This window comes from Geodermatophilus sp. SYSU D00814 (genome assembly GCF_054050055.1).
Genome location: NZ_JBJGYP010000007.1, coordinates 48270 through 74575 on the forward strand (window position 1 = coordinate 48270; position 26306 = coordinate 74575).

The window sequence follows — 26306 nt, forward strand, 5'->3', positions numbered from 1 at the left end:
TTGCCCTGTGCGGAGGTGGGTTCGCCGGGCGCGGGCCGCCGGCGAGGCGCGGCCCCTGCTCGCCGACGCGGCCGCCGCGGCGGTGCTCGCCGTGCTGGGCGTGCTGGCCGTGCGGGTCGGGATCGACACGGCTCCGCCCGGCTACCGGCCGCCGCCGGCGGGGGTGTGGGTCGGGTTGACGCTGGCCCTGGTGCTGCCCCTGGCGCTGCGGCGCCGGTGTCCGCTGGCCGTCCTGATCGTGGTCACGGTCGTCTTCTTCCCCTACCGGATCGTCGACGTCCCGGACCTGACCGTCTCCGTCGTCGTGTGGTGGCTCGCCCTCTACAGCGCCGGCGCCTACGGGCACGAGCGCTGGCGCAACCGGGTGCGCGGGATCAACGTCGTCGCGGCGCTGGGCTTCCTCGCCTACCGGCTGGTCGTGGCCGCCGGGGCGCCGGTGCAGGGGCCGCTGCTGCTGCGGGCGGTCTTCTTCGTGCTGTTCAACGCTGCCTTCGTCGTCGCCGCCTGGAGGTTCGGGGACCTCGTCGCCGAACGGCGTGCCCACGAGCGGGCGCTGGTGGACCGCGCGGCCCGGCTGGAACGCGACCGCGCGGAGGAGGCCCGGCGGGCGGTGTTCGAGGAGCGCGTGCGCATCGCCCGCGAACTGCACGACGTCGTCGCGCACCACGTCAGCGTCATGGGCGTGCAGGCCGGGGCGGCGCGCCGGGTCATGACCCGTCAGCCCGCCCGGGCCGCCGAGGCGCTGGCCTCCGTCGAGGAGACCAGCCGGCAGGCGGTGGTCGACCTGCAGCGGATGCTCGGCTTCCTGCGCCAGGAGGACGAGCCCGACGCGCTCGCCCCGCAGCCGCGCCTGGCCCAGCTCGACGCGCTGGTCGCCGAGGTCGGGGAGACCGGTGTCGCCGTGGAGGTGTCGGTCGCGGGACGGCCCCGCGAGCTGCCGCCGTCGGTGGAGGTGTCGGCATACCGCATCGTCCAGGAGGCGCTGACCAACGTGGTCAAGCACTCCACCGCCGGGCAGGTGCAGGTCTGCCTCGGCTACGAGCCCCGCGTGTTCACCGTGGAGGTGACCGACGACGGGGACACCAGGACCGACGGGGCAGCGGCGCCCGGGGGCCACGGTCTGATCGGCATGCGCGAGCGGGTCGGGCTGCACCGCGGCCGGTTCCACGCCGGGCCGCTGCCCGCCGGTGGCTTCCGGGTCCTGGCCGCCTTTCCGGACGACGGACGGGCGCCGTGACCATCCGGGTCGTGCTGGCCGACGACCAGGCGCTCGTCCGCGGTGGCTTCCGGCTCATCCTGGAGTCCGAGGAGGACATCGCGGTCGTCGGCGAGGCCGAGGACGGCGAGCAGGCGGTCGCGCTGGTCACCGAGCTGCGCCCCGACGTCGTCCTGATGGACGTCCAGATGCCCGGTGTCGACGGGCTCGAGGCCACCCGGCGCATCGGCGCCCTCGGCGGCTCCGTCCCGACCCGGGTGCTGGTGCTCACCACCTTCGAGCGCGACGACTACGTCCTCGAGGCGCTGCGCGGCGGCGCCAGTGGGTTCCTGCTCAAGAACTGCCCGCCCGAGGACCTGGTCCTCGCAGTCCGTCGCGTCGTCCGGGGCGACGCCCTGCTCGCACCCTCGGTCACCCGCCGCCTCATCGAGGACTACATCGCCCGGCCGACGCCACGGAGCACGCCGGCGCCGGAGCTGCAGCGCCTCACCGAACGGGAGCTCACCGTCCTCCGCCTGCTCGCCCAGGGCAGGACCAACACCGAGCTCGCCCACGAGCTCTTCGTCAGCGAGGGCACCGTCAAGACCCACGTCTCCAGCATCCTGTCCAAGCTCCGGCTGCGAGACCGGGTCCAGGCGGTCGTCTACGCCTACGACGCCGGCCTCGTCGAACCCCGACGCTGACGCGCCCGGCCGACAGCCCGGTCGCTCGGGGCGCTCGGCCCGGACCCGGCTGCGAGGACCCGTCGAACAGTCCCTAGCGGAACGGGCACGACCGGAGTTGACTCCACCCCCATCCGCTGCGGGAGGGCGAGCGGGGGAGGTGCCAGCGATGCGGTTCCGGATCCTCGACCCGCTGGAGGCCGCTCCCGGCCACCGGCTCCTCGAGCTCGGCCGGCCCGAACAGCGGGTGGTGCTCGCGATCCCGCTCCCGAGCCGCGATCGGGCCGGCCGGTGAGGCCCGTCGAGGCGGCGACGTCTCTCCCATCCCACTGGATCGGAGCAGCGGCACCCGGCTGCCGCTGCGGAAGGAGGACAGTCCGATGCGCACACACGATGGAGGGGCACGTCTGAGCACGAAGCGCCGCGCCGTCGTCGGGCCGGTGGGCCCGATGGCCGTGCGTGCCGTGGCCGTCCGCTCGCTGGCGATCGGAGCGGCGGCGGCCGGAGCGGCCGCGGTCGGTGCCCTGGCGGTCGGTGCTGCGGCGATCGGTTCCCTGGCCGTGGGCCGCCTCGTCATCGGCCGTGCCGAGGTGCGTGATCTCCGCCTGGCCCGGCTGGAGGTCGACGAACTCGTCATCACCAAGCAGACCGGCTCGCTCGCGGACGTCGCGTCCGGCGCCGGCCGACCCTGACCGCTCCGCGTGGCCAGCTCCGGGCCACCGGCTGCGGCGCGCTCCGCGGGCTGACACCGCTGCCCCGGAGGCCGGACCAGCAGGAACCGTCCGGCTCGACACTCCAGGCCCTGACGGCGGCCCGGGCCTGGAGTGCGGGGGCGGATGTGGCCACCGTCGCGCTCGGGATCGGCCTGTTCCTCACTCGGGCGTCCACGCGACGCCGGGTGCCCGTCGCCCCGGCGGGCCGGTCGTGCCGTCCTGACGTGGAGGGGTGCCTGGCGTGCAACGACCGTTGTTCGTGGTGGTCGACCGGGACCGGTCGACCGTGGACCAGCTCAGCGCCGACCTGCTGCGCCGGTACGGCGCGGACTTCGACACCGCGACGGCCACGTCGTTCGACGACGCCTCGGACCTGCTGGCCCGGCTCCGCGACGACGGCCGGGACGTGGCCCTGATCGTCACCGAGCACTGGTTGGGCGAGTGCACCGGCGCCGTGCTGCTGGCCCGCAGCAAGCAGCTCTTCCCCGAGGCCCAGCGGGCGCTGCTGATCGACTACGGCGACCGGCGCTGTGAGCCGGTGATCGTCGAGGGGATGGGTCTCGGCTACCTCGAGCACCACCTGACCAAGCCGTGGCGTCCACGGGAGCACCTGCTCTACCCCGTGGTCTCCGAGGCGGTGGAGGCCTGGGCCCGGCGCAACACCCCGCCGTTCGAGCTGCTCCGGATCGTGGGCCGACGACTGGATCCGGTCGCCTACGAGCTGCGCGAGGCGCTGGACCTCAACGGCATCCCGTTCACCTTCCTCGACGAGGACACCCCGGAGGGGGCCGAGCTGCTGTCCGCCGTGCCCGACCGCAACCCGGACCGGCCGGTGCTCTTCCTGCGCGACGGCCGGGTGCTCACCGAGTACACCCGCGCGGACATCGCCGAGGCCGTCGGTGCACACACCGTGCCCCAGCACACGTGCTACGACCTCGTCGTCGTCGGGGCCGGCCCGGCCGGCATGGCCGCCGCCGTGTACGGGGCCAGCGAGGGGCTCGCCACGCTGGTCGTGGAGCGGAAGGCGATGGGTGGTCAGGCAGGGACCAGTTCCCGGATCCGCAACTACCTCGGGTTCCCGCGCGGTGTCAGTGGTCACGACCTGGCCGCGCGCGCCTTCGCCCAGGCGTGGATGCTCGGCGCCGAGTTCCTGTTCACCATCGGCGTCACGGCACTCGTCCCGGACGGGGACACGACGAGGGTCGGGCTGAGCGACGGCAGGACGGTCAGCGCGCGGTCGGTGGTGCTGGCCACCGGGGTGACCTACCGGCGGCTCGGCCTCCCGCCGCTGGAGGCCCTCGTCGGGGCCGGCGTCTACTACGGGGCGGCAGTGTCGGAGGCGCCGGTGCTCCGCGGCGCCGAGGTCTACATCGTCGGCGCCGGCAACTCCGCCGGCCAGGCAGCGATCCACCTGGCCCGCTTCGCCCACCGGGTCACCCTCGTCGTCCGCGGCGACACGCTCACCAGCAGCATGTCGGACTACCTGATCCGGGAGATCGGCGCGGTTCCGAACATCTCCGTCATGCCGTCCACCGAGGTCGTCGACGGACGGGGCTCCGTCCGCCTCGAGACACTCGTCCTCCGGGACCGGCGGACGGACCAGCGCCGGGAGGTGCCGGCGGCCGCCCTGTTCATCATGATCGGCGCGGTTCCCGACACCGCGTGGCTGCCGGAGCAGATCCGCCTCGACGACCACGGCTTCGTCCTCACGGGTCGGTCCGACGGAGGGCACACCGGACCCGGAGCCACGGTCCTGCCGTCGGAGACCTCCGTGCCCGGCGTCTTCGCCGCCGGCGACGTCCGTTCCGGGTCGGTCAAGCGGGTCGCGGCCGCGGTCGGCGAGGGGGCGACGGCGATCTCGGAGGTCCACCGCCACCTGACGCACGCATCCCGGCGCACGTGAAGCCGGGGTGCTCGCTCGGCCGCCGCGGCCGTCACGACGGCGCTGTGGCCCGGAGACGTCATTAGAGGAACTGCCGGTCGTAGCCGGTGCGCGCACCGGTCAACCGGGCGATCGAGCGCAGGTGTCGTCCGGTGTTGCCGGCCTTCCAGAGGTCCCGGTCCTCCGGCGGCCACGCATACGCCGGGGCTCCCTGGTCCAACAGGCCGGTCAGCCGCGGCTCGCCGAGGCATGCCGCGGAGAACGCGTACAGCTCCGGCAAGCGGGGCGCGATGACCCCGTAGTCGAGCGCTCGGGCCAGCGGTTGCTCGGCCGCGACGGCCTGCCCGACGGGCAGCCGGAGCGGGTAGTGGGTGGGGAAGGACCGGCGGAGGTCGAGGAAGAGCCCCACGGTGGGGCCGCGGGGGTCGGCGAGGGCCGGCCCGAGTCGCGCGAGAGGCCCCAGGGCCACGCGCGGCCGAGCCACCAGGGCGTGGGTGAAGAGCAGCCGCAGCAGGGCCACGTTCATCATGAACCGCTCCACCGGGAGCTCCTGCGCGGCGAGCGGTTCGTGCTCCAGATAGGCCGCGACGACGCTGGCGTTGTGGGCGCGGTACCAGGCCGCGGGGTCCGGACGCCGGATGAACGCCGTCCACAGCTCCACGCTGGCCGTGTCGGCCGTCCCGGGGACCCCGCCGACCAGGAGGTCCGCCTCGACCTTGTCGCGCAGCAGCCGCTGGTTGACCGCTCGCCACCAGGGGCTACCCGGAGGGTCGGCGTGGACCGGCACCAGCACGCCGCGGGCGAGCTCCCAGCGCAGGAACCTCAGCTCCGCCCGGCCGTACCGCCGCCGTGGCCCGTCGGCGTGCCGGTAGAACCGCCGGGCCAGCTCGAAGCGCCCGACCGGGTCGTCGCGCACGCGGGCCACCTCCCGCTCCGCCCGAGCGACCGCCGTGTCAGCCACCGCGCCATCCTCGCCCCGCGACCGCCCGGCCCGATCACCGCGTCGTCGCCCTGTCCGGGGTCGGAGCCGGGTGACGCGGCTGCCGCGAGGCGGCATCATGCGCGCACGCCACACCCGCCGGCGGAGGGGAGAGGCGATGCCGTCCACGGAGTCGCGCGACCTCGCCGCCGTCCTGCTCGTCGCCGCGCCCGCGGTGGAGATCGGCGGATCGGCCCTGCTCGACGTGGGGCTGACCGGGCTGTCGACGGAGGCCGGCCGGGTGGTGCGGGCGGCCTGCTGATCGCCTGACCTGGGGTGCAAGGGGGCAGTCATGCCGATCCGGACGCCGGACCAGAGACTCCGGGTGTTCATCAGCTCGACCATGCAGGAGCTGGCCGACGAACGCGTCGCCGTGCGCGGCGCGGTCGAGCGGCTGCGCCTCACGCCGGTGCTCTTCGAGCTGGGCGCCCGACCGCACCCGCCGCGGGAGCTGTACCTCGCCTACCTCCAGCAGAGCGACGTCTTCATCGGCGTCTACTGGCAGTCGTACGGCTGGGTCGCACCGGGCATGACCGTGTCGGGACTCGAGGACGAGTACCTGGCCGCCGCAGGCAAGCCCAAGCTGGTCTACCTCAAGACGCCGGCGCCCGACCGGGCTCCCCGTCTGGTGGAGATGATCGAACGGATCGGTTCGGACGGGCTCTCCTACCGCAGCTTCGGCACCGTCGAGGAACTCGCCGGGCTGGTGGCCGACGACCTCGCCGTCCTGCTCAGCGAGCGGTTCACGCTCCCGGAGCCCCCGCCCACCGGCCACCAGGCCGTGCAGTGGCGGCTGCCCGCCCCGGCCAGCTCGTTCATCGGCCGGGAACAGGAGCTCACCCGGCTGCGCGACCTGCTGACCGACGCCGCCACCCGTCTGGTGACCCTCGTCGGACCGGGCGGGATCGGCAAGAGCCGGCTGGCGGTGCAGGCCGCCGCCGAGGTGCGTGGCTCGTTCCCCGACGGGGTGGCCGTCGTGCCGCTGGACAGCGTCCGTGCCCCCGAGCTGCTGGCCGCCGCCGTCGCGACCGCTCTGGGCCTGCCCGACGGCGGAGGGCGGCCCCCGGAGCAGGCCCTCGCGGCGTTCCTCGCCCCTCGGCGGACGCTGCTCGTGCTGGACAACGTGGAGCAGGTCGTCGGCGGGGCGCCGCTGATCACGCAGCTGCTGGGTGCGGCGCCGGGCCTCACGGTGCTCACCACCAGCCGGGAGGTGCTGCACCTCACCGGCGAGCACGTGGTCGTCGTCCCGTCACTGGGGACCGTCGGAGCGGAGGAGCCGATCGAGGTCCTCGCCCGATCGGAGGCGGTCCGGCTGTTCATCGACCGGGCCCGCTCCGCGCGGGCCGACGTCGACCTGGACGACGACCAGCTGCGGGCGATCGCCGAGATCTGCCGGCGGCTGGACGGGCTGCCGCTGGCCATCGAGCTCGCCGCAGCGCGGGTCCGGCTGCTCCAGCCGGTCGAGCTGCTGCGCCGCCTCGGGTCGCGGCTCGCCGTCCTCGTCGGCGGGTCGCGGGACCTGCCCGAGCGGCAGCGGACCCTCCGCCGGACCGTGGAGTGGAGCTTCGACCTGCTCGACGACGACGACGAGGTGGTCCTCGCGCGGCTCGCCGTGTTCGTCGGGGGGTTCTCCCTGCAGGGCGCGGAGGCCGTGTGCGGCGACGAGCGCGCGCCCGAGGTGCTCTCCTCGGTGGCCTCGCTGGTGGACAAGAGCCTGGTCCAGGTGGTTCCCGCCGCCTCGGGCGAGCCGCGGTTCACCATGCTGGACTCCGTCCGTGAGCTCGCGCTCGAGCGGCTGGAGGCCAGCGGCCAGGCCGATCGGGTCCGGGAGGACCACGCGCGGTTCTTCCTCCGGTTCGCGGCCGGTGTCCACTCGGCGGAGCGGGGCGCACTCGACCGGTCCGCGCTCGACCGGTACGTCACGGAGTCCGGGAACCTCGGTGCCGCGATGCGCACGTTCCTCGATCGCGGTGCCCTCGTCGAGGCGGCGGGGCTCGGCCGCGCGCTGTGGCAGTTCTGGTGGGTGCACCACCTGTTCCGGCCGGGCATCGGCTGGATGGAGGAGCTGCTGGCGCACGGGCCAGGCCTCACGCCGGCGGTGCGCGCCGATGCCTCGCTCGTGCTCGGGATGCTCACCTTCGAGGCGGGTGAGGAGGACCGCGCCCTACCGGCGTTGCGGACGGCGGTCGAGCTCCACGGCCAGCTGGATGACGCCCGGTCGGCCTCGCTGGCGAGGATCCCGCTCGGACTGCTCGTGGCCCGCCGCGACCCCGCGGAGGGTGAGGGCCTCCTCGAGACAGCCGTGGCCGTCCTCCGGGAGCTCGGCGACCGGTGGGGCCTCGCCTTCGCGCTGCTCTCCCTCGGCGGGGCGAAGCTCTTCCGCGACCTCCCGGACGACGCCGTGCCGCTGCTCGAGGAGAGCGCCGCGCTTGCCCGGACGGCCGGGACGGAGGTCTTCCTGGGCAACGCCCTGGTGAACCTGGGGCTCGCGCACGCCGCTCGCGGTGACCTCGACACGGCTCACCGGGTGCTGTCCGAGGCGCTCGAGCACAGCCGGGCCATGGACAGCCGGGAGACCACCGCTCGGGCGCTCGACGGGATGGCCGCCGTGACGGTGGCCGCAGGTGATCCCGAGCGCGCCGCCCGTCTCACCGGCGCGGCGGAGGCGGTGCGCCGGTCGATCGGCGCGGACGTCTTCCCACCGGATCGCACATCCTGGGCACGCACCCGCTCCGTGCTCGCCGAGCGGCTGGGGCCGGTCGAGAGCGCTGCCCGCATCGACGCGGAGGCCCACCGCCCGGTGCGTGACCTGCTCGCCGAGCGGTGGTGACTCGCGGGCTCGACCTGCTGCAGATCGTTCCGGGGGCCGGCGGTCCTCGGTGCCCTGGTGGGTCTCGCACTGCTCGCCGGCGCCGTCCGGGACGCAGTCGCTCCCACACCTCACGGCAGCCATCGAGAACAGGACGAGGCCGAGGACGGGCCGCTGCGGTGACGGCCTGATCGCCGGTACCGGCTCGCGACCCTGTCCCTGGGTGGTCGCGTCGTCGGTGACGCCTGGGCCAGGTCTCCCGTCCACCCGTGTCTTACACCCTGGGTCACGATGGGCGGATGGCGGGCACCATCACCTTCCGGCCCGACGAGGACGCCTCGCGGGCTCTGGCGGTGCTGACCCAGGACGGCACACCCGTCTCGGCAGCCGTGCGCGCTGCGCTGATCCGGGCCGCCCGAGCGGTGGCGGCCGAGCGGCTGCGCGCGGAAGCGACCGAACTGGCGGCCGACGAGGCCGATCGCGCGGAGGCGGCGCAGGTGCTGCGGGACATGGAGACGCTGCGTGCGTGGTGAGGTGTTCCGGCTCCGGGCGCCTCGCGACGCCCGCGGCCACGAGCAGTCCGGGCCTCGGTTCGCGGTGGTCGTCCAGTCGGACCTGCTGCCGTTGCCGACCTGGCTGGTCGCCCCGACGTCGACATCGGCGCGGGCGGCGACCTTCCGGCCCGCGGTGGAGATCGGCGGGCAGGTGACCCGGGTGCTGGCCGAGCAGACCGCCGCGGTCGACCCGCAGCGTCTGGGAACCAGCGCCGGGCGCCTGGGCGTCGAGGAGATGCGGCGGGTCGACGCCGCGCTGCGGCTGGTGCTCAACCCATAGTGATCCGGTCGTTCTGCGGGACGCGACCGACTCACGACCGACAGACCACCCTCGATGCCCGACGATGACCCACGCCGCCCGATGACGTGAACGGTGGCTGAGCCGCACTTCCGTCGCTGGCCAGCCGCCGCCGACACCCTCGAGATCGACTCGCAGGCTCACCGCGCAACGTCCGGGTCCTTGCGTGGGGCAGTCCGCTGCCAGCCCGAGGAGGCCGAGGCCCGTCACCACGCGCGTCAGCCGAGCCCACAGGGAGGAGGACGACCCCGAGACATCCCAGGTGGAACGGCGGCCCCCTGGCGGCGGTCCTCCAGCAGGTGGAACGGGGCTCGTGAGTCCCCCGCGGACCGCCGTCCTCGGCGATACGGCTAGCCCTGCGGTCCGAAGACAGCGCCCCAGAGCTGTCGCGCCGGCAGGGTGTCCTCTCCGGTGCGGTACTGCAGGTGGCGGAGCTCCATCTGCAGCTCCGGGTCGCCGGACCTGACCTCGTTGCGCGGCAGGTGCATCGCGAACGGACGGTCGAAGTCGGTGGTGCCGGCGTTGACGATGGCGAAGTAGTCCGACGTCGGGCCCCCCGCAGCGGGATAGACGATCCACACCGTCGTGCCGGGAACGTCGCATGGCTGCAACGTCAGATCCTCGCCCTGCGCCACGCGCGCCACACCGACGCACAAGCCGGTCTCGATCCCGTACGGCGCGTACTCCTGCTGCACCGCGTTCAGGTGGCCGTAGTGGCTGTTCGCCTCCGCGGACACCATGCCGTCTGCGAAGAAGTCGGAGACCGTGCCCCCGCCCGTGGCCCTGCCGGGCTTGAAGTCCTCGGACGGGTCGGTGCCGGTGGCTGGCTTCAGGCCGACGGGCTGCCCGACTCGTGCAGCTCCTCCGTCGAGGACGGCTTCGACGAAGTTGGGGTCGGCGAAGGTTCCCAGCTCGCTGCTGAAGACGGAGATGCACCCTGCGCCGCATTCCGGGGTGGCCGCCTGTGCCGGGGCGGTCGCCACCGTGCTCAGGCCGCCAACCAGCGTGAACGTCGCCGCGGCAGTCAGTGCCGTCCTTCGTGCCGACAGCACCTGGGTGGACGATCGGCTCATGACGAGTCCTCCTCACAGGACCTGATGACTCTCTGGGGTGATGACGCAGGCGTGTCTGAGATCGCAGCAGTGGTGTGCAGTGAGGCGGCGTCCTCGATCCACTCCGGGGGATGTCGAGGTGGCACGTCCGAGGTCTGGTCGCGGTCTCGGCAGTGATGGACGTGGCGCCTTCCTGTGGTTCGCGCCATGAACAGTCGTCGTCCCTGGAGCCCGTCGCACCAGTGGACGCCCTGGCGACTCTGCGGTCGCAGTCCCTGGTGTCCCGGTCACCGATGAGCGCTGTTCGGAAGCGGCGGACGGATGGGATCTGCGCGCCGCGGCGCTGATGAGGGGTCCGTCGCTGGCCCCGGTCCGTGCGTCCGGGGAGCGGACCGGTGCCGTCACCGGGTGAGACGGCCGACGTGGAGGAGCACCCCGCCCGTCCACGGACCGTTGACAGATCGGCCGGTCCTCGCGCCCGGGGCCCTGGACGCCCAGGGACAGGGGCGCCGGCCACACGTCGCCCCCGTCGAGCTGCGGCGCGGATCCGTGGACCGGCCTCAGGCGGCGTACGCCAGGACCCTCGCGGGCACGCCGTGCGCGGCGGCGTAGGCACACGGGTGCGTGAACGCGTCCCGGGCTCGGTCGGCGTCGACGTCCACCCGTAGGCAGGTGCCGGACTGCCAGTTCCACAAGACCACCAGCGCCCGCGCGGAGATCCGGTCCCAGTACAGGATGACCTCCACCGTGGCGTGCTCGCGGCGCGCGAGCTCGAGGAGCCGGTCCGGGTCGGTGTGTGCTCGCGTCATGGTGCTCACTCCCGTCTCACCCGGCCGGTGGCGGCGTCGCCCTCGGTGGACCGCGTCCTCGTCGGGTCTGGATGCGGATGGGATCACCGTGGCGCGGCGCATCCCGGATCGCCCCAGGGGATCGCCTGGCCTCGTCCCGGGGCGCCGGCCGGACGGGCACACGGAGGGGCCAGGGAGGTCCCGGGTGGGACCGGCGGTCCCGGCCCAGGATCGTTGCGACGTCGGGCTGGCCGACGGTCCGTACCGGACCAGTTCGCGGTGCCGTCAACTCCTCGCCGGATGTGCGACGTGGCTGGAGACTCAGCGGGAGGTCTTGGCGCTGCGGGGAGAGCTGGTTGCCGGCCAGTCGGCGCTGGTGCAGCGAACCCTGCTCGTCCAGTAGCAACTGGAGGCCGAGCTCGCTGCCGTGCTGGTCGGTCTCGCCGGGAGGCGGACGCCGGCCGTGCGCACGACGGTCGCCGTCGCCGGCATCGCGGTCCTGCGCGTCGCCGTCTGCTCGTGGCAGGTCGGCACCGCTGTGTCCGTCGAGGCGACTGCGCAGGAGGCGCTCGCTGGACTCTCGCAGGTGCTGGGTGGTGCTGAACCCGACTGAAGTTCCAACGAGGCGCTCCGTACGGCCGGGAGGTCACGGGACGGTCAGCGGACAGGAGTCCTCTTCACGAGCGCCGAGCCTGCGCGGTGCGGAACCGGTCGCACACCGTGCCCTGGGCATCGGCTCACCGGCTCGCCGCCTGACGAGGGCGGATGGCTGCCAGGGCGGTCACGGGTGCGAACGCGTCGGCCGGTCGGACACGGTGGCGATGCGTCGGCGAGTGGGTCGGCGTACCCGACGAACGGCTCGACCGACCGGCTGAGCCGCCCTCCGCGACAAGGGGTCACGATGTCTGCCAGTACGTCCACGAGAGTCGAGGTCACCGAGCCTGCTCTCACCCGCGACCAGTCCGCGACTCTGCTCGGCAAGACCATGGGGCTGCTCGCGCTGACCGCAGGCTCGTTCGCGGTAGGTGCCTTCCTCGCCCGCGGGGCGCCCGGCCAGTGGGGCTGGGTCTTTCTCCTCTCGTCCTTCGGCCTCCTCGTGGGCCTGCAGTCAGCGGCCCGGCGGTCGGAGCGGGCTGCCGTCGTCGTCCTCCTGCTCTTCGGCGCCCTGCTCGGTGCCGCCGTCGCTCCGGTGCTCGTGGCGTACGGCGAGGCCGACGCCGATGCACTGTGGCTGTCCGGTGCCGGCGCTGGGCTCATCGTGGCGGGGTTCGGTGCGGCCGGCTACGCCACCCGGCGCGACCTGTCCGGGCTCGCGCGCCACCTCTACTGGGCACTGGTCGCCCTGGTCGTCGCGGGGATCGTGCTGGTGTTCGTCGAGATCCCTCACGGGGCGCTGGTGTACTCCGTCGTGGGCCTCGTCGTGTTCGCTGCGCTGACCAGCATCGACTTCCAGCGGCTGCGGAAGGCCAGGGACCTCCGTACCGCACCGCTGTTGGCCGCGTCGATCTTCCTCGACCTCCTCAACCTGTTCCTCCTGTTGTTGAACCTCTTCTCGACCGGTGGGCGATCTGGGGGCGGCACGCGATGACTCACCGGTCATCCGAGACCGAGGCCCATCCGGTGGACTGGTGTGCCTCACCGATCCGGCACTGTCGTCGGATCCCGGCCGCTGGACCTCGGTGGTGTCGAACCGACCGAGCCCGGGCAACGGCATTCCCGGCGCCGAGCACCAGCCGTCGGAGGAGCCGTCTTCCGACCGTGCAGGGATCCCCCCGCCGAGGCGCGACGGTTCGAGTCGCCCCTGCGCCACCGGTGTCCCGGCTAGGTGGCGACCGGGAATCCGGTCTGGTCGGGCATCAACCGCTCGAGATCTCTCCGCGTCTTGACCCCGAGTTTTTCGTAGACCATGCGCAGATGCCACTCGACGGTCCGGGGACTGATGTACAGAGCGGCTCCGATCTGCGGATTGGTGAGGCCATCCACAGCCAGTCGGGCGATGTGGCTCTCCTGGGCCGTGAGCTCCCCAGTGGTCTCGACCGAGCGCTTGCGCACCGTCTCCCCGGTCGCGAGGAGCTCGCGCCGCGCGCGCTCGGCGAAGGCCTCGGCGCCCATCTCGACCAGCGCCTCGTGTGCCGTCCGCAGCTGCGCCCGGGCGTCCACGCGCCGCCGGTCGCGACGCAGCCACTCGCCGTAGAGGAGCTGGGTCCGGGCCAGGTCCATGCGCATCCGGGTCCGGCTGAGCCGCTCGATCGCCTCGCTGTAGAGGTCCTCGGCCACCTCGCCTGCGCTGAGCAACGCGCGGCAGCGAGCTGCCAGGCCCAGGGCCCAGTCCGTGCCCGTGGCCGTCGCTTGCGCAGCCATCTCCTCCAGCGCCTGGGCGGCGCGGGCCGGCTGACCGCTGCGGCTGGCCGCTTCGATCAGCTCCGGTAGGACCAGGGTGGCGAACCCGAGTTCCGGCGGGTGCGCAGCTGCGTGCTCGGCAGCGGTGAGGGCCTCCCCGTACCGTCCGAGCCCGTTGTAGAGGACGGCCTCGGCGTGGTCGACCAGGGTGAGGCCCATGCCCTCACCTCGCGGGACGAGCTCGTCCCGGGTCGTCCGGATCAGCGCCGCTGCACGCGGCTCCCAGCCCTGCCGTGCCGCGAGCGCCAGAGCGCCGTAGGGCGGCAGCCGGTTGCCGGTCACGTCGGTCACCGCGGCGACTTCGTCGACGAGCGTGGCGGCCTGAGACAGCTCACCGGCGTGGAGGAGGAACCCGATGCGCGCGCTGAGCGCGAGGGGCAGCACACCGAGGGCACCGGCCTGTCGTGCCAAGCCGATGTGGCGTGCACACAGCACGTCCCATCCCTCGTCGTCCCACACGTCGTGTGCGGCGTGGGTGGCCAACCACAGCCACCGGAGGGCCTCCATGTCGGGCAGGTCCTCGGTGCTGAAGGCGGTCACCGCGTGCCTCACCAGCGGGGCACCCGCAGCGTGCCCTCGGGTGATCATGAGGGTCAGACCCGTGAGGAGGAGGTCCGCCGGCCGTGCCGACCGCGGTGGACCCATCCGTGCAGCCGCCTCCGCCACCTGCACCACACCGACGTCACCGGCCAGGCGACCCACGAAGAGCGCGGCGGTGAGGGCGTCGCGGTAGGTGTCGCGTGCGAGGGCGGCATGCACCTGCTGCAGCTCTCCGGCGGCGTCGAGCAGGAGTCGGGGAGCGCGCCGGCCGTCCGCGGACGTGAAGGCGATCTGGCCGCGTATGACCCCGGCGCGGGCGCGCTGGAGGTCGTCGAGCGGGCCGGCCTCGGCCGTGGCCAGCAGGTCCAGCGCGGCCTCACGGTCCCCGGCCTGCTGGGTGACCTGTGCCGCCGTCAGGAGCCGGGCCGACCGCCGGGCCGGATCGAGGGTCAGCCCGGCGGACCGTTCCAGGAAGGCGGCCGCCGCGGCCAGCCCGCCGTGGTCGAGCGCACGGCCGGCCGACGCCTCCAGTTCTGCGGCGACGGCCTCGTCGGGACCCACGGCGGCATGGGCGCGGTGCCAGGCTCGGCGGTCAGGATCCCGATCCGGGTCGGTGGCGTCGGCAAGCGCCCGGTGGACCTCACGCCGCTCCGCGTGGGTGGCCGACCGGTAGAGCGCCGAGCGGACGAGAGGGTGCCGGAAGCGCACTCGGTCCCTGAGTTCCACCAGCCCTGCCGTCTCGGCTGCCAGCACGTCCTCGAGCCGGGTGCCGAGGCGCCCGGACGCGCGCCGCAGCAGCGGGATGTCACCGACCGGCTCGGCGGCTGCGGTCAGCAGCACCTGCTGGGTCGCTCGGGGGAGGAGCTGCACCTGCCGCAGGAAGCCCTCCTCCAACCGGCGGGTGAGGGAGCCGGCGTCCCCGCCTCCGTCACCGCCGAAGGCGAGGTCGGCCGCGGACAGGCCGTGTGGCAGCTCGAGCAGTGCCAGGGGGTTGCCGTGGCACTCCGCCAGGATGCGTTGTCGCACGCGGGGATCCAGGGGTCCGGTCACCGTCGTGTCCAGCAGAGTGGCCGCGTCGGTGTCGGACAGTCCGTAGAGCGGGAGTTCCGGCAGCCCGGTGAAGGGAGTCCCGTCGTCGGAGCGGCGTGCTGCGACGACCATGGCGATCGGCTCCGCCTCGAGTCGGCGTGCGACGAACTCCAGCGTCTGGGACGAGGCCCGGTCCAGCCACTGGACGTCGTCGAGGACGCAGAGCAACGGCTTGTCCTCGGCGAGGGCCGACAGCAGGGTCAGCACGGCCAGGCCCACCCCGTAGCGGTCCGGCGGGTTGCCTGTCTGCAGGCCGAAGGCCGTGCGGAGCGCTTCCTGCTGCGGTGGGGGCAGCGTTCCCAGCCGGCTGAGGTGGGGGCCGCACAGCTGGTGCAGGCTCGAGAACGCCAGCTCCATCTCCGCCTCGACCCCTGCCGCGCGGACGACCTGGCACCCCGCCGCGCGGTTCAGGACGTAGTCGAGCAGCGCCGTCTTGCCGATGCCGGCCTCGCCCCGGAGCACCAGGACCTGGCTGCGTCCGGCCTTCGCCGTGGCGACGAGCGCGTCGAGCCGGTCACACTCGTCTCGCCGTCCCTGCAGTCGCGGCCGGGCCGTACTCTCCTGCATCGTCACGATCCCTCGGTCGTCGGCGGGTCTCGAGGAAGGGTGGCGAGGGCGGTCCGGAACTCGCGCCCGGGAGATTCCCGGGTCGTTGCTCGGCACCTCACCCGCGAGCGCGGCGTTCGAGCGCCGGACGAGCCAGGGACTTCCCCGGGGCGACGGCCGGGCCGACGCGCTGGGGACGCGAACCGCTCGACGCCGCGTCGGAAAGGCGCCGCCGTGCGCCGGTGTGGCGCGGCTGCCCACCTGCTCGGGCGAGCGAGCCCAGCCCCTGGAGGAGCCTGGCGGCGATCAGCGCGCCGGCCGCGGGGGCCAGCGCGCAACAGCGACGCGACGGTGATGAGCAGCAGCCCCGCGCGCAGGCTCCAGCGCCGCTCGGAGGAATCGATGAAGGCGCCGGCGCGGGGGCGGGAGCGCAGCCCCGGTCAGCAGGTGGCCGGCGACCCACTGGACCCCGGTCGCGCGCGCACGCAGCTCGTGACCGGTCGCCGGAGACGCCACGATGGCGACGGACGCGTCGAGGAGGGGCACCGGGGAGGCGAGGACCGTGGCGGCGATGAGGGCGGCGTCGGCCTGGCTGCGCAGGGCCAACGGACTGCTCCCGGGCGTCGCGGTCCTCGCCGGCCACCGCGGCCCGCTCGCCGCTGGCCGCCCCGCGGGATCAGCGGCGTCGGGCGCCTGGGCCCCACATGAGCAGGACTCCCGTCGGGTGGCGATCCGGTCAGCGGCCGGGCAGGCGTTGGGTGATCTCCTGCAGCACCCAGCCGTTGCCGTCCGGGTCGCTGAACACGGCGTGCGACTGGTAGCTCTGGCCGTCCGGAGCCGGACCCGGCTGCCGCACGCTCGGGTCCTCCGGGTGGAAGCGCCCTGCCGAGCCGTGGAAGACCTCGCTCACGGGAGCACCGCGTTCGAGCAGGTCGGCGCGGGCGGCCTGGATGTCGTCGGTGACCAGTAGCAGGCCCTGCTGGGATCCTGGCGTCATCGTCGTGATGCCGATGCCGAAACTGATGGAGCATGCCGACCCCGGGGGCGTCACCTGCACGATGCGGAAGTGCTCGCCTGCAGCGATGTCGGCGTCCTCGCGCCAGCCCAGCCCCTTGTAGAACTGCTTGGCACGGTCGACGTCGGAGACGGGCAGGATGACGACCTCGAGCTTCACGTCCATGGTGCTGCCTCTCTGTGTGGTGGATCTGTTCCGTGGGTGGATCGGACCGGCGCCGGCACGCCGGCAGAGCCGCTCGGAGTCGTTCGGCACAGCCGTCCCCTGCACCAGCGGTGCACGTAGGTCCTCGCGTGCGGCGCATCCGTCGCCGGGGACACCTCCGGGGAGTCCCTCGACGAGCGCGACGCGAGTGCCTCCCCGTCAGCTCCTCGGCGCGGAGTTGCCGGGTGACCTACCGCCGATGGCGGCGACCCCGGGATCACCGTTCACTGCCGGGTTCCCTGGATGTGGGCGCTCGCCTCGGTGTAGGCCTGCTCAACGGTCTTCCCCTGGTCGCGGGCCACGATGAAGGCGGCGTACCACCCGGACCAGTGGTGCGGCGGTGCGCTGGGTTCGTAGCGCCCGTGGTTGTCCTCCGCCTCGCGGAGGAGCTCGGTCAGTCTCGTGACGTCCATCAGTGGTCCTCGGATCCGGCGTCAGGAGCGCGTCGTGTGCAGGTGGAGCGACCGCAGCTCCTCGGGGCGGGTGGGTGGGAGCGGCAGGCCACGCGGCGACGCCACGCCCCGGCCGCGGTCCGCCCCCGGCGCGGCCCCGGCGGACGTCGAGGCCCCTCCCGGCACGGTGGAGGACGCCGCCGCCACGGGGCCCCCGGCTCGACACCGGATGGCTGGTGATCGACGCGGACGGACGGCTGCGAGCCGGGCGGCGTCAGCGGGAGGGCGGGGGAAGTCCTCGGCTCGGACGAGATCCACGACCTCCCGCCTTCCCCGGGCCCCGGTGAGCTGTTCGACGCGGTCGGCGGCGGACACCGGGATCACGCCGCCCGCGACTTCCAGGTCCACGATCTGGACTCCTCGCTGTCGGAGCCGACACCGGCTGGTCGCCGGCCCTGACAACGGTTGCGCCGGGGCATCCGCGTCGCCCCAGGGCAAGTCCCTGGTCCGCCGCTCCGTGGCGACGACCGCCGACGGGATGTCGGCCGCGCGTGGTGCCGGGCGCGGACCAGGGACTCGCCCTGGGGCGAGGACCGCCACCGAGCGCGACAGTCGACCGGCCGGCGCCTTCGCACGAGACGACTGCCTCGATGCCAGTGGGGCTGTCCGCGGGCGCCGGTCATCGATGAGAGGCGGTAGGGCCATGCGATCCGACATCGTCCCGGGCGGCGTCTTCCCCGACTACGCGCTGCCTGACCACACCGGTACCGTCCGCACGCTCGGCGAGCTGCAGGGGCACGACCCCTTGGTCCTCGTGCTGGCTCGGGGGCACTACTGCCCGAAGGACCACCAGCAGCACCTCGAGCTCGCGTCGTTCTATCCCAAGATCGCCGTGGCCTACACCCAGGTCGTGACCATCACGACCGACGACCACCACGAGCTGCAGGAGTTCCGCGCCTCAGTGGGAGCGTCGTGGACCTTCCTCTCGGACCCGGGACGCGTGGTCCAGCGCGACCTCGACATCCGGGAGTACACCGACCCCGAGCACGATCCGATGATCCCTCACACCCTCGTCCTGAAGCCGGGACTGGTGATCCACAGCGTCTACAACGGCTACTGGTTCTGGGGCCGGCCGTCCGTCTACGACCTGTGGCACGACCTGCGGACGGCCTCGGCGCAGATCCGCCCCGACTGGGACCTCAGCAGCCCCGGGCTGCCTGAGGCCTGGGCTTCGGGGGACTGGTCGCTCTTCCACGGGTGGGACCGTCGCTCTTCCACGGGTGGGACCGGCGCCGTCGTGACACCTCCTCGGCGGAGTGACGACGATGTGACGGCGGTGCCGCACTAGACGGTCGTGGGCTCGTGCTCGGTCACCGGCAGCGCTCGCCGCAGCTCCCGCCGGGTGGTGGCGCCGACCTTGGCGAAGATCTTGCGCAGGTGCCACTCCACCGTTCGGGGACTGAGATACAGCTCGGCGCCGATCTCCGGATTGGTCAGCCCCTGCGCGGCGAGCCTGGCGATGTGGGCTTCCTGCGGCGTCAGTTCGCTCGAGATCTCGACCCTGCGCTTGCGCACGGACTCTCCGGTGGCCAGCAGCTCGCGTCGAGCGCGCTGAGCGAACCCCTCCACGCCCATGGCGGTCAGCGCCTCGTGGGCGGTCCGCAGCTGGGCTCGGGCGTCGACGCGTCTCCCTTCTCGTCGCAGCCACTCGCCGTACAGCAGCTGTGCCCGCGCGAGGTCGACCCGCACTCTGGTGCAGGCCAGCCTGCTGATCGCCTCCCGGTACAGCTCCTCAGCGGTGACACCGCCCTGCAGCAGTGCCCGTCTGCCGGCCTCGACCCCGAGCGCCCAGTCCGTGCCGCTGGCTGCTGCCATCGTCGACAGTTGCTCGAGTGCGGCGGAGGCCGCGGCGGTGTCGCCAATGCGCACGCCCGCTTCCACGGCCTCCCCGAGGGCCCACTTCGGCGGCCCCAGCTCCAGCGGGTCGACCGTGGCCGCCTGGGCTGCGACCAGGGCCTGCCCGTAGCGGCCGGTGGCGTTGCACAACACGGCCCGCGACCACTGCATCATGTTGACGCCCACGCCCTCACCTCGGGCGGTGAAGTCCCGGAGACAGTCGTGGATCGACCGATCGGCTTCCTCCCGGCCGCGGACGGCAGCCAGGGACACCTCGGCGTACGGCGCCAGGGACACCTCCCCGCCGGTGACCTCGGCCACCGACCGGATCTCCTGGAGCAGGGACTCCGCGGCGGTGAGGTCGCCGGTGAACAGGTGCACGAAGACCCGGCTGGTGAGTGCCAGGGGAAGGGCGCTGAGCGCCCCCGTCGAGCGCGCGACGTCCAGGTGGCGCTGGCTCAGTCGGTCCCATCCGGCGTCGTCCCACAGGGAGACCGCGGTGGAGGCGGCGAGCCAGGCGAAGCGCAGCGCCTCGTCCATGGCCAGTTCTCCGGTGAGGAACGCCTCGATCGCCTCGACCGAGGCCGGGACCGCCGCGGAGTACCCGTCGGTGAACAGCGTCGCAAGTCCCTGCAGCAACAGGTCGCCCTTGCGCGGTGTGCGCGGCGCGGGGGCCTGCCGAGCCGCCTCCGCCACCTGCCGTGCGCCCGGGCCCTCGGCCAACCGGCCGGCGAACAACGACGCGGACAACGCATCGAGGTAGGTGTCGCGGGCGAGATCGGCATCGAGCGGTTCGAGTCGTCGGGCCGCCGCCAGGAGCAAGGGGAGGGCCTCGCTGCCGCGGTTGGCGGCGAAACTCATCTGGGCCTTGAGCAACTCGATCCGTGCCACCTCCGCCTCCCCCAGCGGGCACAGCTCAGCGATGCTCACCAAGGCCGTGGCGTCGCCGAAGGCACCCGTGGTGATCTTGGCCTGGGCGGCGTCCAGCGAGCGCTGACCCCGACGAGCCGGGTCGGGCGTGAGCGCTGCCGAACGTTCGAGGAAGGCGGCTGCCGCCGACAGGCCGCCGTGCGCGAGGGCCCGCCCGGCGCATGCCTCGAGCTCACCGGCGACCGCCTCGTCCGGGCCGACCGCCGCGCACGCACGGTGCCAGGCCCGGCGATCGGGATCGAGCTCGGGATCCGTGGCCTCGGCGAGCGCTTGGTGGACCGCGCGCCGTTGCACCTCACCGGCCGAGTGGTAGATCGCCGAGCGGACGAGTGGATGCCGGAAGCGGACCCGGCCACCGAGCTCGATCAGGCCGGTGTCCTCGGCCGCCGCGACCGCATCCGAGGGGATGCCGAGACGCCCGGCGGCCCGCCACAGCAGCGGGACATCGCCCAGGGGCTCGGCAGCGGCCGTCAGCAGGAGCTGGCGGCACGGCGGAGCCAGCGGCTGGACCTGGCGCAGGAACTCCTGCTCCAAGCGGTGTGCCAGTGGAGTGGCGACCGTCCTGACGTCGCCGCCGAAGGCGAGCTGGGCCGTCGACAGCCCCCTCGGCAGCTCGAGGATGGCCAGCGGGTTGCCGTTGCTCTCCGCCAGGATCCGCTCCCGTATCCGTGGATCCAGGGTGCTGGTGACCGTCGCCTCCAGAAGGGCTGCCGCGGCTGCCCGGTCGAGCCTCTTCACCTCGAGTTCTGGGAGCCCGGTGAGTCGGCTGTGCCGGTCCGATGAGCGGACCGCGAAGACCAGGGTCACCGGATCGGCCGCGAGTCGTCGCGCGATGAACTGCAGCACCTGCGTCGATTCCTGATCCAGCCACTGGGCGTCGTCCACGAGGCAGATGAGGGGGCGTTCCTCGGCTGCCTGGGAGAGCAGCGTCAGCACCGCCAGGCCGATGAGGAAGCGGTCGGGTGCGCTGCCGCTGTGCAGACCGAACGCCGTCGCGAGCGCCTTGTGTTGAGGAGCGGGCAGACGGTCCAGCCGGCTCAGATACGGGGTGCAGACCTGGTAGAGGCCCGCGAACGGCAGCTGCATCTCCGACTCGACGCCCGCTGCACGCGTCACCGCGCATCCCGCGGCGCGGTCGAGCATGAACTCGAGCAGCGCCGTCTTGCCGATGCCCGCTTCACCGCGGAGCACCAGCACCTGACTCCGGCCCGCCTTCGCGGCCGCCACCAGGCTGCTCAACCTCTCGCACTCACTGCGTCGTCCGAACAGAGCCGGTCGTCGGTCCGTGTTGGGCATGGCGTCACCGTCGGGGGTCGGGTCGAGCGGGCAGCACGGCCTGGAGCGAGGCCGCTGAGAGAGGCAGGGACGTCGCCCGTCGCCGGCTGGCCAGCCGGGCCGGTCGACCGGAGCGGGGTGCGCTCAGGGCTGGGCGGACGAACCCAGCGGGCTGCTGCGCCCCGCGCCGACCGCGAGGCGGGGACGAGTCAGCCGTGCCTCGACGAGATCGCGGTGGCGCATGCGACGTCCCCCTCGGTCAGGGCGGCGATGGCTGTCGCCCACCGCCGGGACGGGCTCTCCGGGAAGTACCGCTTCGCCCGCGAGAGTGACTCTCGCGAGCCGTCGCCACCACCGTCCTGCCGCCGAACGGGCCACCGGGGTCTCGGGCGTGCGGCGAGCCGCAACGCCCCGTGGTACGTGTCCGCCTCAGGGTCGTCCCGGACAGACGAACCCGGCGCACGGAGGACCGTCCAACCGGGAGGGGAATGCTCGCCGGCCGCCCCGCAACCGACCAGGGCGTGCACGGGTGCGACGGGCACGGGAGGACAGCAGGCTCGGTGGCGGACAGGACGACTGGTCAGGCGTTCACCGCCCGGTTCGCACCCTGCTCCTCATCACCGGCTGGTGGCGGCGCGGCGGACGAGGCGTCGCCCATCGCACACCTGGAGGCGACATGGGTACCTACACCACCAAGGACGGCGTGGACATCTTCTTCAAGGACTGGGGGAGTGGTCAGCCGGTGGTGTTCAGCCACGGCTGGCCGCTGACCGCCGACGCCTGGGACCCGCAGCTGGACCTGGTCGCCTCGGCCGGGTACCGGGCGATCGCCCACGACCGGCGCGGCGGCGGGCGCTCCTCCCAGCCCTGGGAGGGCAACGACCTGAGCACCTACGCCGACGACCTGGCCGGGCTGATCGAGCACCTGGACCTGCACGACGTGGTGCTGGTCGGGCACTCCACCGGCGGGGGAGAGGTCACCCGCTACATGGGCCGGCACGGCACCGCCCGGGTGGCCAAGGCCGTGCTGCTGGGCGCCATCCCCCCGCTGATGCTGCAGACCGACGCCAACCCCGAGGGCCTGCCGCGCTCGGTGTTCGACGGGCTGCGGGCCGGGGTGGCCGGCGACCGCTCGCAGTTCTACCGCGACCTGTCGGCGTCCTTCTACGGCGCCAACCGGGAGGGGGCCACCGTCTCGCAGGGCAAGCGGGACGAGTTCTGGCTGCAGTGCATGACGGTGGGCTACAAGGGCGCCTACGACTGCATCGCGGCGTTCTCCGAGACCGACCTGACCGAGGACCTCAAGACCATCGACGTCCCCACCTTCATCGCCCACGGCGACGACGACCAGATCGTGCCGATCGTGGCGGCGGCCCGGAAGTCGATCGAGCTGGTGCCCACCGCGACGCTGAAGGTCTACCCGGGCGCCCCGCACGGGCTCCACGGCGCCTACGAGCAGGAGTTCAACGCCGACCTGCTGGCCTTCCTCGCCGGCGAGGGACCAGCCGGCCGTTCGTGACCGCCCGTGGTGGTGGCCGACCGTGGACCCACGGTCGGCCACCACGTGACCCGCGTTCACCGGAGGGGCAGTGGGAAGGCACCCGAGCAGATCCCTGGGGACGACTGGCGGATGACGGGGGCGGGGACGGGAGCGCCGGGACCGTCCACGTCCGGGCGGCCGTACCGCCCGCCGTCACCGGCGGGAGAGCCCGACGAACGTGGCAGCGGTGCCGAGCCCGTACACGAGATGCCCACCGAGGTCCTTGGCCAGCGTGGCCCGGTCGTACTCCCAGATCGGCTTGTACAGCATGGCGGCGGGCAGGACGACGTAGCCGACGCTCCACACCGCCGCTCCGAACGGGAGTCCGAAGGCGACCCGCGGCTGACGCAACGAGCCGGCGACGATGCCGTAGAGCGCGCCGTTGAGCATCCCGTACCCCCAGTGCGTCACGTTGTTGACCAACCGCGCGCGGTGATCCGCCAGCCGCGTCTGGAAGAGGCCCTCGGCCAGCCGCTTGCCCACCTGGGCCGGAGCCGGAGCCTCCTCCCAGCTCTCGAGGTCCGCTGAGAACTCCCACCGCGGGAAACTGCTCGTGCCGCCGCCGAGCCGATGGCGCGCGAAACCCACGAGGTCCAGCGCGAGAGTGCCGACGGCGCCTCCCACGAGACCCCGGACGACGGCGCCGGCGGGCGTCGAGCGTCGTGATTCGCTCATGGGTCCGGTCTCCTCACCTCGATGGTCGATCATCCGTTCACGACGCGTCGGCACGGGATCCGGCGTGAGCGCCGTGGAGAACCTCGGTGCGTTGTGGCACAGCAGGAGATGCCGACCGAGTCGCACGGCGAGGACCGGGTCGCGGTCGACGGTGCCAGCGATCACGCGTGGCCCGCTCCAGGCAGACCCCGTGTCTGGGCACAGCAGACACCCTGCCGCCGGCCGGCCGGAGTGGCACCCGTGACTGTCCCGTGTCGTGCCCTCGTCAGCCCCGGCCATCCCGCGGGACACGCGTGGTCGTGGGCAGAGCAGTCGGATACCGCCACGGGACGTCTGCGGCGGTCGGACTCGACTGGAGCAACCGAGCACAGCAAGACCCTCGACCAGGCTCCGGACGCCCACCCGGGCCCTGTTCGCGTCGGGTCCGAGCAGTGCCGCCGAGGCCTGTCTGCTCCGGTTCCCCTTCGAGACCGGCTACTGGGCGTGCGCTCCGTGGTCGAAGCCGCCGACCGGGACGCCCCCTCCACGGGCACCATCCCGCACCGGGCCACGCCGGGCGCGCCGCGGTCCGCCGCTCGGACCTCCACTGACGTTCGCATCAGCCCAGCACGTTGCGCTGGCCTCGTTCCCAGCCGCTGAAGAGGGACCGGTCACCCGACTCCCACGCCGCGCGCAGTCCGCGCCCGCCCGGGTCCCAGTCGGGACGGATCTCCCTCGTCACCTCGCGGAGATCCCGCCACAGCTCGTCGACCGTCGGGTGACCCCAGAACCAGTAGGCGATGTAGACGCTGTGGATGACCAGCCCGGGCTTGAGCACCAGGGTGTGCGGGATCATCGGGTCGTGCTCCGGGTCGGTGTACTCCTGGATGTCGAGGTCCCGCTGGATGGTCCGGCCAGGGTCCGACAGGAAGGGCCAGCCTGCGCCGACCGACGCCCGGAAGGCCAACAGCGGGTGGTGCTCGTCGGTCGTGATCGTCACCATCTGCGTGTAGCCGACGAGGAGTTTGGACTGGAACGCCACCAGTTCCAGGTGCTGTTGGACGTCCTTGGGTGAGTAGCTGCCGCGGGACAGGACCAGCACCATCGGGTCGGCCCCTTGGATCTCGCTGAGTCGCCGAGTCGTGCCCGTGTGATCGGGGAGCGCGTAATCGGGGAAGACCCCGCCCCGGGCGATGTCGGAGCGCACGGTGATCACCGCCTTCTTCTCGTGTGCAGGACGGAGGACGCGACCGGCCATCACCCGGCGCGGGAGGCCGAGGGGGTCGTGTCGACCGCCGGCAGGCTGCAGCCGTGGTACGGAGCGGGAGGAGCCATGCGGCTGGGCGCCACCCTGCCGTCCCGGACGAACGCGATCGTCACCACGGCGGCGACCACCGACAGCGCGGCGAGGACGACCATCGCCTGCCGGTAGCCGTCCATGAGGGCTGCCGCCAGGCCGTCCCCGGCGGTAGCGCCGATGAGGGTGGGGGCGAGCGCGATCATCACCGCTCCACCCAGCCGCGCCGCGACGTCGTTGACGGCGGAGGCCTCGCCGAGGTCGGCGTCCCTGACCGCAGCGAGCACGGCGGCCGTCAGCGGGGTGACCAGCAGGCCGAGCGCGAGGCCCCACAGGACCACGCCGGGGAGCAGCTCGCGGACATAAGGGCCCGGGCCGGACTGGGCCAGCCACAGCGCGGCGCAGGCGAAGACCAGCATCCCGGCGGACATGAGCCGACGCGGACCGAGCTTCTTCAACACGGCGCCGCTGAGAGGGGACAGCGCGATGAAGATCACCGAGGACGGGATGAGGACGGCGCCCGCCTTCGCCGCGTCGTACCCCAGGACGAGCTGGCACCGCAGGACGAGCAGGTAGGTCGCCGCGTACTGGGCCCCGTACTGCAGGACCGTCGCGACGTTGATCGCGGAGAACTGGCGGGAGGTGAACAGCGACACGTCGAGCATCGGCGTGCGGACCCGGCGCTCGACCGGCACCAGGGCGACGAGGCAGAGCACACCGACGACGAGCTCGGCGATCACCCGCGGACTCGTCCAACCGTGCTTGGCGGCCACGGTCAGCCCATCGATCACCGCGGCCAGCCCGATGACCGCCAGCGCGGCACCAATGCCGTCGAGGGACGTCCGACCGCGAGTGGCCCGGCTCTCCGGCACCGGCAGCAGCGCGAGGAGTGCGAGCAGCAGGAGCGGGACGTTGAGCAGGAAGACGGCTCGCCACGACGTGTGGTCGACCAGCCAGCCGCCGACGAACGGCCCGAACAGCGTGCCGAGTGACGCCAGTCCCGCCCAGATGCCGATGCCGGCGGCCCGGTCCTCCGTGCGCAGGGCCCCGTTGAGCAGCGCGAGACTGCTCGGGACGACCAGGGCCGCACCGACGCCCTGGACGATGCGTGCTGCGATGAGCAGCTGGAAGTCCGGGGCCACGGTGCACCCCACCGAGGCCGCGAGCATGACGCAGAGCCCGGTGACGAGCACCCGCCGGCGTCCGAAGCGGTCGGCCAGTGCCCCGCCCACCAGGAGCAGCGCCGCTGCGGTCAGGAGGTACCCGGTGACGCTCCACTGGATGGAGACGAGATCGGCGCCGAAGTCCTTGCTGATCGCCGGCACGGCGACGTTGACGACGCTCGCGTCGAGGAACCCCGCCATCGAGGCGAGGGCCGCTGCCGCGATCACGGCGCCGCCCGCTCTGCTCCGCAGTGGGACCTGAGCCGGCGGCGCAGTGCCGCGGTCCGTCGCATCCTGGGCCGGGAGTCCGCCCCCGGAGGCCGTCAGTGCGTCGCTTCTGTTCATGGGTCCGCTCCTTCCTCCGCTGTGGGCTGTCGGCGTCGTGCGCCGGTGAGGACTCCCGGGTCGCGAG

General features: G+C 73.3%; 23 protein-coding genes. 13 read left to right on the forward strand and 10 right to left on the reverse strand.

The annotated features are described in order from the left end of the window. The first annotated feature begins 7 nt into the window (after window positions 1-7). The 5 genes from ACI780_RS06980 to ACI780_RS07000 all read left to right on the forward strand — a co-directional run bounded on the left by ACI780_RS06980 (window position 8) and on the right by ACI780_RS07000 (window position 4494). The gene (locus ACI780_RS06980; RefSeq protein ID WP_457001785.1) at window positions 8-1237 is read left to right on the forward strand and encodes a sensor histidine kinase; all 1230 of its coding nucleotides are present in this window, start codon (window positions 8-10) and stop codon (window positions 1235-1237) included. Beyond that, window positions 1234-1899 carry a response regulator gene (locus ACI780_RS06985; protein WP_457001787.1) on the forward strand — a complete coding sequence of 222 codons (666 nt, stop codon included), beginning with the start codon at window positions 1234-1236 and terminating at the stop codon, window positions 1897-1899. Before ACI780_RS06980 ends, ACI780_RS06985 begins: the two co-directional genes overlap by 4 nt. 148 nt (window positions 1900-2047) lie before the next feature. Beyond that, window positions 2048-2173: a hypothetical protein gene (locus ACI780_RS06990; protein WP_456872846.1), complete on the forward strand. Its 126-nt coding sequence runs from the start codon at window positions 2048-2050 to the stop codon at window positions 2171-2173. Window positions 2174-2327: 154 nt separating this feature from the next. Next, window positions 2328-2570 carry a hypothetical protein gene (locus tag ACI780_RS06995; protein WP_456872845.1) on the forward strand — a complete coding sequence of 81 codons (243 nt, stop codon included), beginning with the start codon at window positions 2328-2330 and terminating at the stop codon, window positions 2568-2570. 262 nt (window positions 2571-2832) lie between these two features. Further along, window positions 2833-4494, forward strand: coding sequence for an FAD-dependent oxidoreductase (locus ACI780_RS07000; RefSeq protein ID WP_457001790.1), 1662 nt, complete (start codon window positions 2833-2835; stop codon window positions 4492-4494). 61 nt (window positions 4495-4555) lie between these two features. On the opposite strand, the gene ACI780_RS07005 is transcribed toward ACI780_RS07000, so the two are convergent. After that, window positions 4556-5434 (reverse strand): hypothetical protein, encoded by an 879-nt coding sequence (locus ACI780_RS07005; protein ID WP_457001792.1) that lies wholly within the window; start codon window positions 5432-5434, stop codon window positions 4556-4558. A gap of 136 nt (window positions 5435-5570) precedes the next feature. On the opposite strand from ACI780_RS07005, the gene ACI780_RS07010 reads away from it, so the two are divergent. The 4 genes from ACI780_RS07010 to ACI780_RS07025 all read left to right on the forward strand — a co-directional run bounded on the left by ACI780_RS07010 (window position 5571) and on the right by ACI780_RS07025 (window position 9095). Beyond that, on the forward strand, window positions 5571-5714 hold the full coding sequence (locus ACI780_RS07010) for a hypothetical protein (protein WP_457001794.1): 144 nt from the start codon (window positions 5571-5573) through the stop codon (window positions 5712-5714). 30 nt (window positions 5715-5744) lie between these two features. After that, window positions 5745-8282 carry a DUF4062 domain-containing protein gene (locus ACI780_RS07015; protein WP_457001796.1) on the forward strand — a complete coding sequence of 846 codons (2538 nt, stop codon included), beginning with the start codon at window positions 5745-5747 and terminating at the stop codon, window positions 8280-8282. A gap of 278 nt (window positions 8283-8560) precedes the next feature. Then, window positions 8561-8794, forward strand: a complete 234-nt coding sequence (locus tag ACI780_RS07020) for a hypothetical protein (protein WP_457001798.1) — start codon at window positions 8561-8563, stop codon at window positions 8792-8794. Further along, entirely contained in the window at window positions 8784-9095 is a 312-nt protein-coding gene (locus tag ACI780_RS07025; protein WP_457001800.1) for a type II toxin-antitoxin system PemK/MazF family toxin, read from the forward strand. The genes ACI780_RS07020 and ACI780_RS07025 overlap by 11 nt, the downstream gene beginning before the upstream one ends. Before the next feature lie 368 nt (window positions 9096-9463). On the opposite strand, the gene ACI780_RS07030 is transcribed toward ACI780_RS07025, so the two are convergent. Both ACI780_RS07030 and ACI780_RS07035 read right to left on the reverse strand, forming a co-directional pair. Further along, window positions 9464-10186, reverse strand: a complete 723-nt coding sequence (locus ACI780_RS07030) for a hypothetical protein (protein WP_456872839.1) — start codon at window positions 10184-10186, stop codon at window positions 9464-9466. 539 nt (window positions 10187-10725) lie between these two features. Continuing rightward, the gene (locus tag ACI780_RS07035; protein WP_456872838.1) at window positions 10726-10974 is read right to left on the reverse strand and encodes a hypothetical protein; all 249 of its coding nucleotides are present in this window, start codon (window positions 10972-10974) and stop codon (window positions 10726-10728) included. 442 nt (window positions 10975-11416) lie between these two features. On the opposite strand from ACI780_RS07035, the gene ACI780_RS07040 reads away from it, so the two are divergent. Both ACI780_RS07040 and ACI780_RS07045 read left to right on the forward strand, forming a co-directional pair. Next, on the forward strand, window positions 11417-11566 hold the full coding sequence (locus ACI780_RS07040) for a hypothetical protein (protein ID WP_456872837.1): 150 nt from the start codon (window positions 11417-11419) through the stop codon (window positions 11564-11566). Between the two features lie 288 nt (window positions 11567-11854). Beyond that, window positions 11855-12541 (forward strand): Bax inhibitor-1/YccA family protein, encoded by a 687-nt coding sequence (locus ACI780_RS07045; protein WP_457001803.1) that lies wholly within the window; start codon window positions 11855-11857, stop codon window positions 12539-12541. A gap of 233 nt (window positions 12542-12774) precedes the next feature. Here the strand turns inward: ACI780_RS07045 and ACI780_RS07050 are convergent, their stop codons facing one another. The 3 genes from ACI780_RS07050 to ACI780_RS07060 form a co-directional block, all read right to left on the reverse strand. Then, complete coding sequence (locus ACI780_RS07050) at window positions 12775-15549, reverse strand: helix-turn-helix transcriptional regulator (protein WP_457001937.1); 2775 nt, start codon at window positions 15547-15549, stop codon at window positions 12775-12777. Window positions 15550-16264: 715 nt separating this feature from the next. Continuing rightward, entirely contained in the window at window positions 16265-16708 is a 444-nt protein-coding gene (locus ACI780_RS07055) for a VOC family protein (protein WP_456872835.1), read from the reverse strand. A 263-nt stretch (window positions 16709-16971) separates the two neighbouring features. Next, on the reverse strand, window positions 16972-17160 hold the full coding sequence (locus tag ACI780_RS07060; protein ID WP_456872834.1) for a hypothetical protein: 189 nt from the start codon (window positions 17158-17160) through the stop codon (window positions 16972-16974). Between the two features lie 682 nt (window positions 17161-17842). Here ACI780_RS07060 and ACI780_RS07065 point away from each other — a divergent pair. Further along, entirely contained in the window at window positions 17843-18487 is a 645-nt protein-coding gene (locus ACI780_RS07065; RefSeq protein WP_456872833.1) for a redoxin domain-containing protein, read from the forward strand. On the opposite strand, the gene ACI780_RS07070 is transcribed toward ACI780_RS07065, so the two are convergent. Beyond that, window positions 18484-21261 carry a helix-turn-helix transcriptional regulator gene (locus ACI780_RS07070; protein ID WP_457001806.1) on the reverse strand — a complete coding sequence of 926 codons (2778 nt, stop codon included), beginning with the start codon at window positions 21259-21261 and terminating at the stop codon, window positions 18484-18486. The two genes, ACI780_RS07065 and ACI780_RS07070, sit on opposite strands and share 4 nt — an antisense overlap. Window positions 21262-21916: 655 nt before the next feature. On the opposite strand from ACI780_RS07070, the gene ACI780_RS07075 reads away from it, so the two are divergent. Next, window positions 21917-22759: an alpha/beta fold hydrolase gene (locus ACI780_RS07075; protein ID WP_457001808.1), complete on the forward strand. Its 843-nt coding sequence runs from the start codon at window positions 21917-21919 to the stop codon at window positions 22757-22759. Between the two features lie 174 nt (window positions 22760-22933). Here the strand turns inward: ACI780_RS07075 and ACI780_RS07080 are convergent, their stop codons facing one another. The 3 genes from ACI780_RS07080 to ACI780_RS07090 all read right to left on the reverse strand — a co-directional run bounded on the left by ACI780_RS07080 (window position 22934) and on the right by ACI780_RS07090 (window position 26122). Further along, complete coding sequence (locus tag ACI780_RS07080) at window positions 22934-23455, reverse strand: hypothetical protein (protein ID WP_457001810.1); 522 nt, start codon at window positions 23453-23455, stop codon at window positions 22934-22936. Between the two features lie 598 nt (window positions 23456-24053). Further along, window positions 24054-24692 carry a peroxiredoxin family protein gene (locus ACI780_RS07085; protein WP_457001812.1) on the reverse strand — a complete coding sequence of 213 codons (639 nt, stop codon included), beginning with the start codon at window positions 24690-24692 and terminating at the stop codon, window positions 24054-24056. Continuing rightward, window positions 24692-26122, reverse strand: a complete 1431-nt coding sequence (locus ACI780_RS07090; RefSeq protein WP_456870835.1) for a DHA2 family efflux MFS transporter permease subunit — start codon at window positions 26120-26122, stop codon at window positions 24692-24694. The genes ACI780_RS07085 and ACI780_RS07090 overlap by 1 nt, the downstream gene beginning before the upstream one ends. Window positions 26123-26306: the final 184 nt, after the last annotated feature.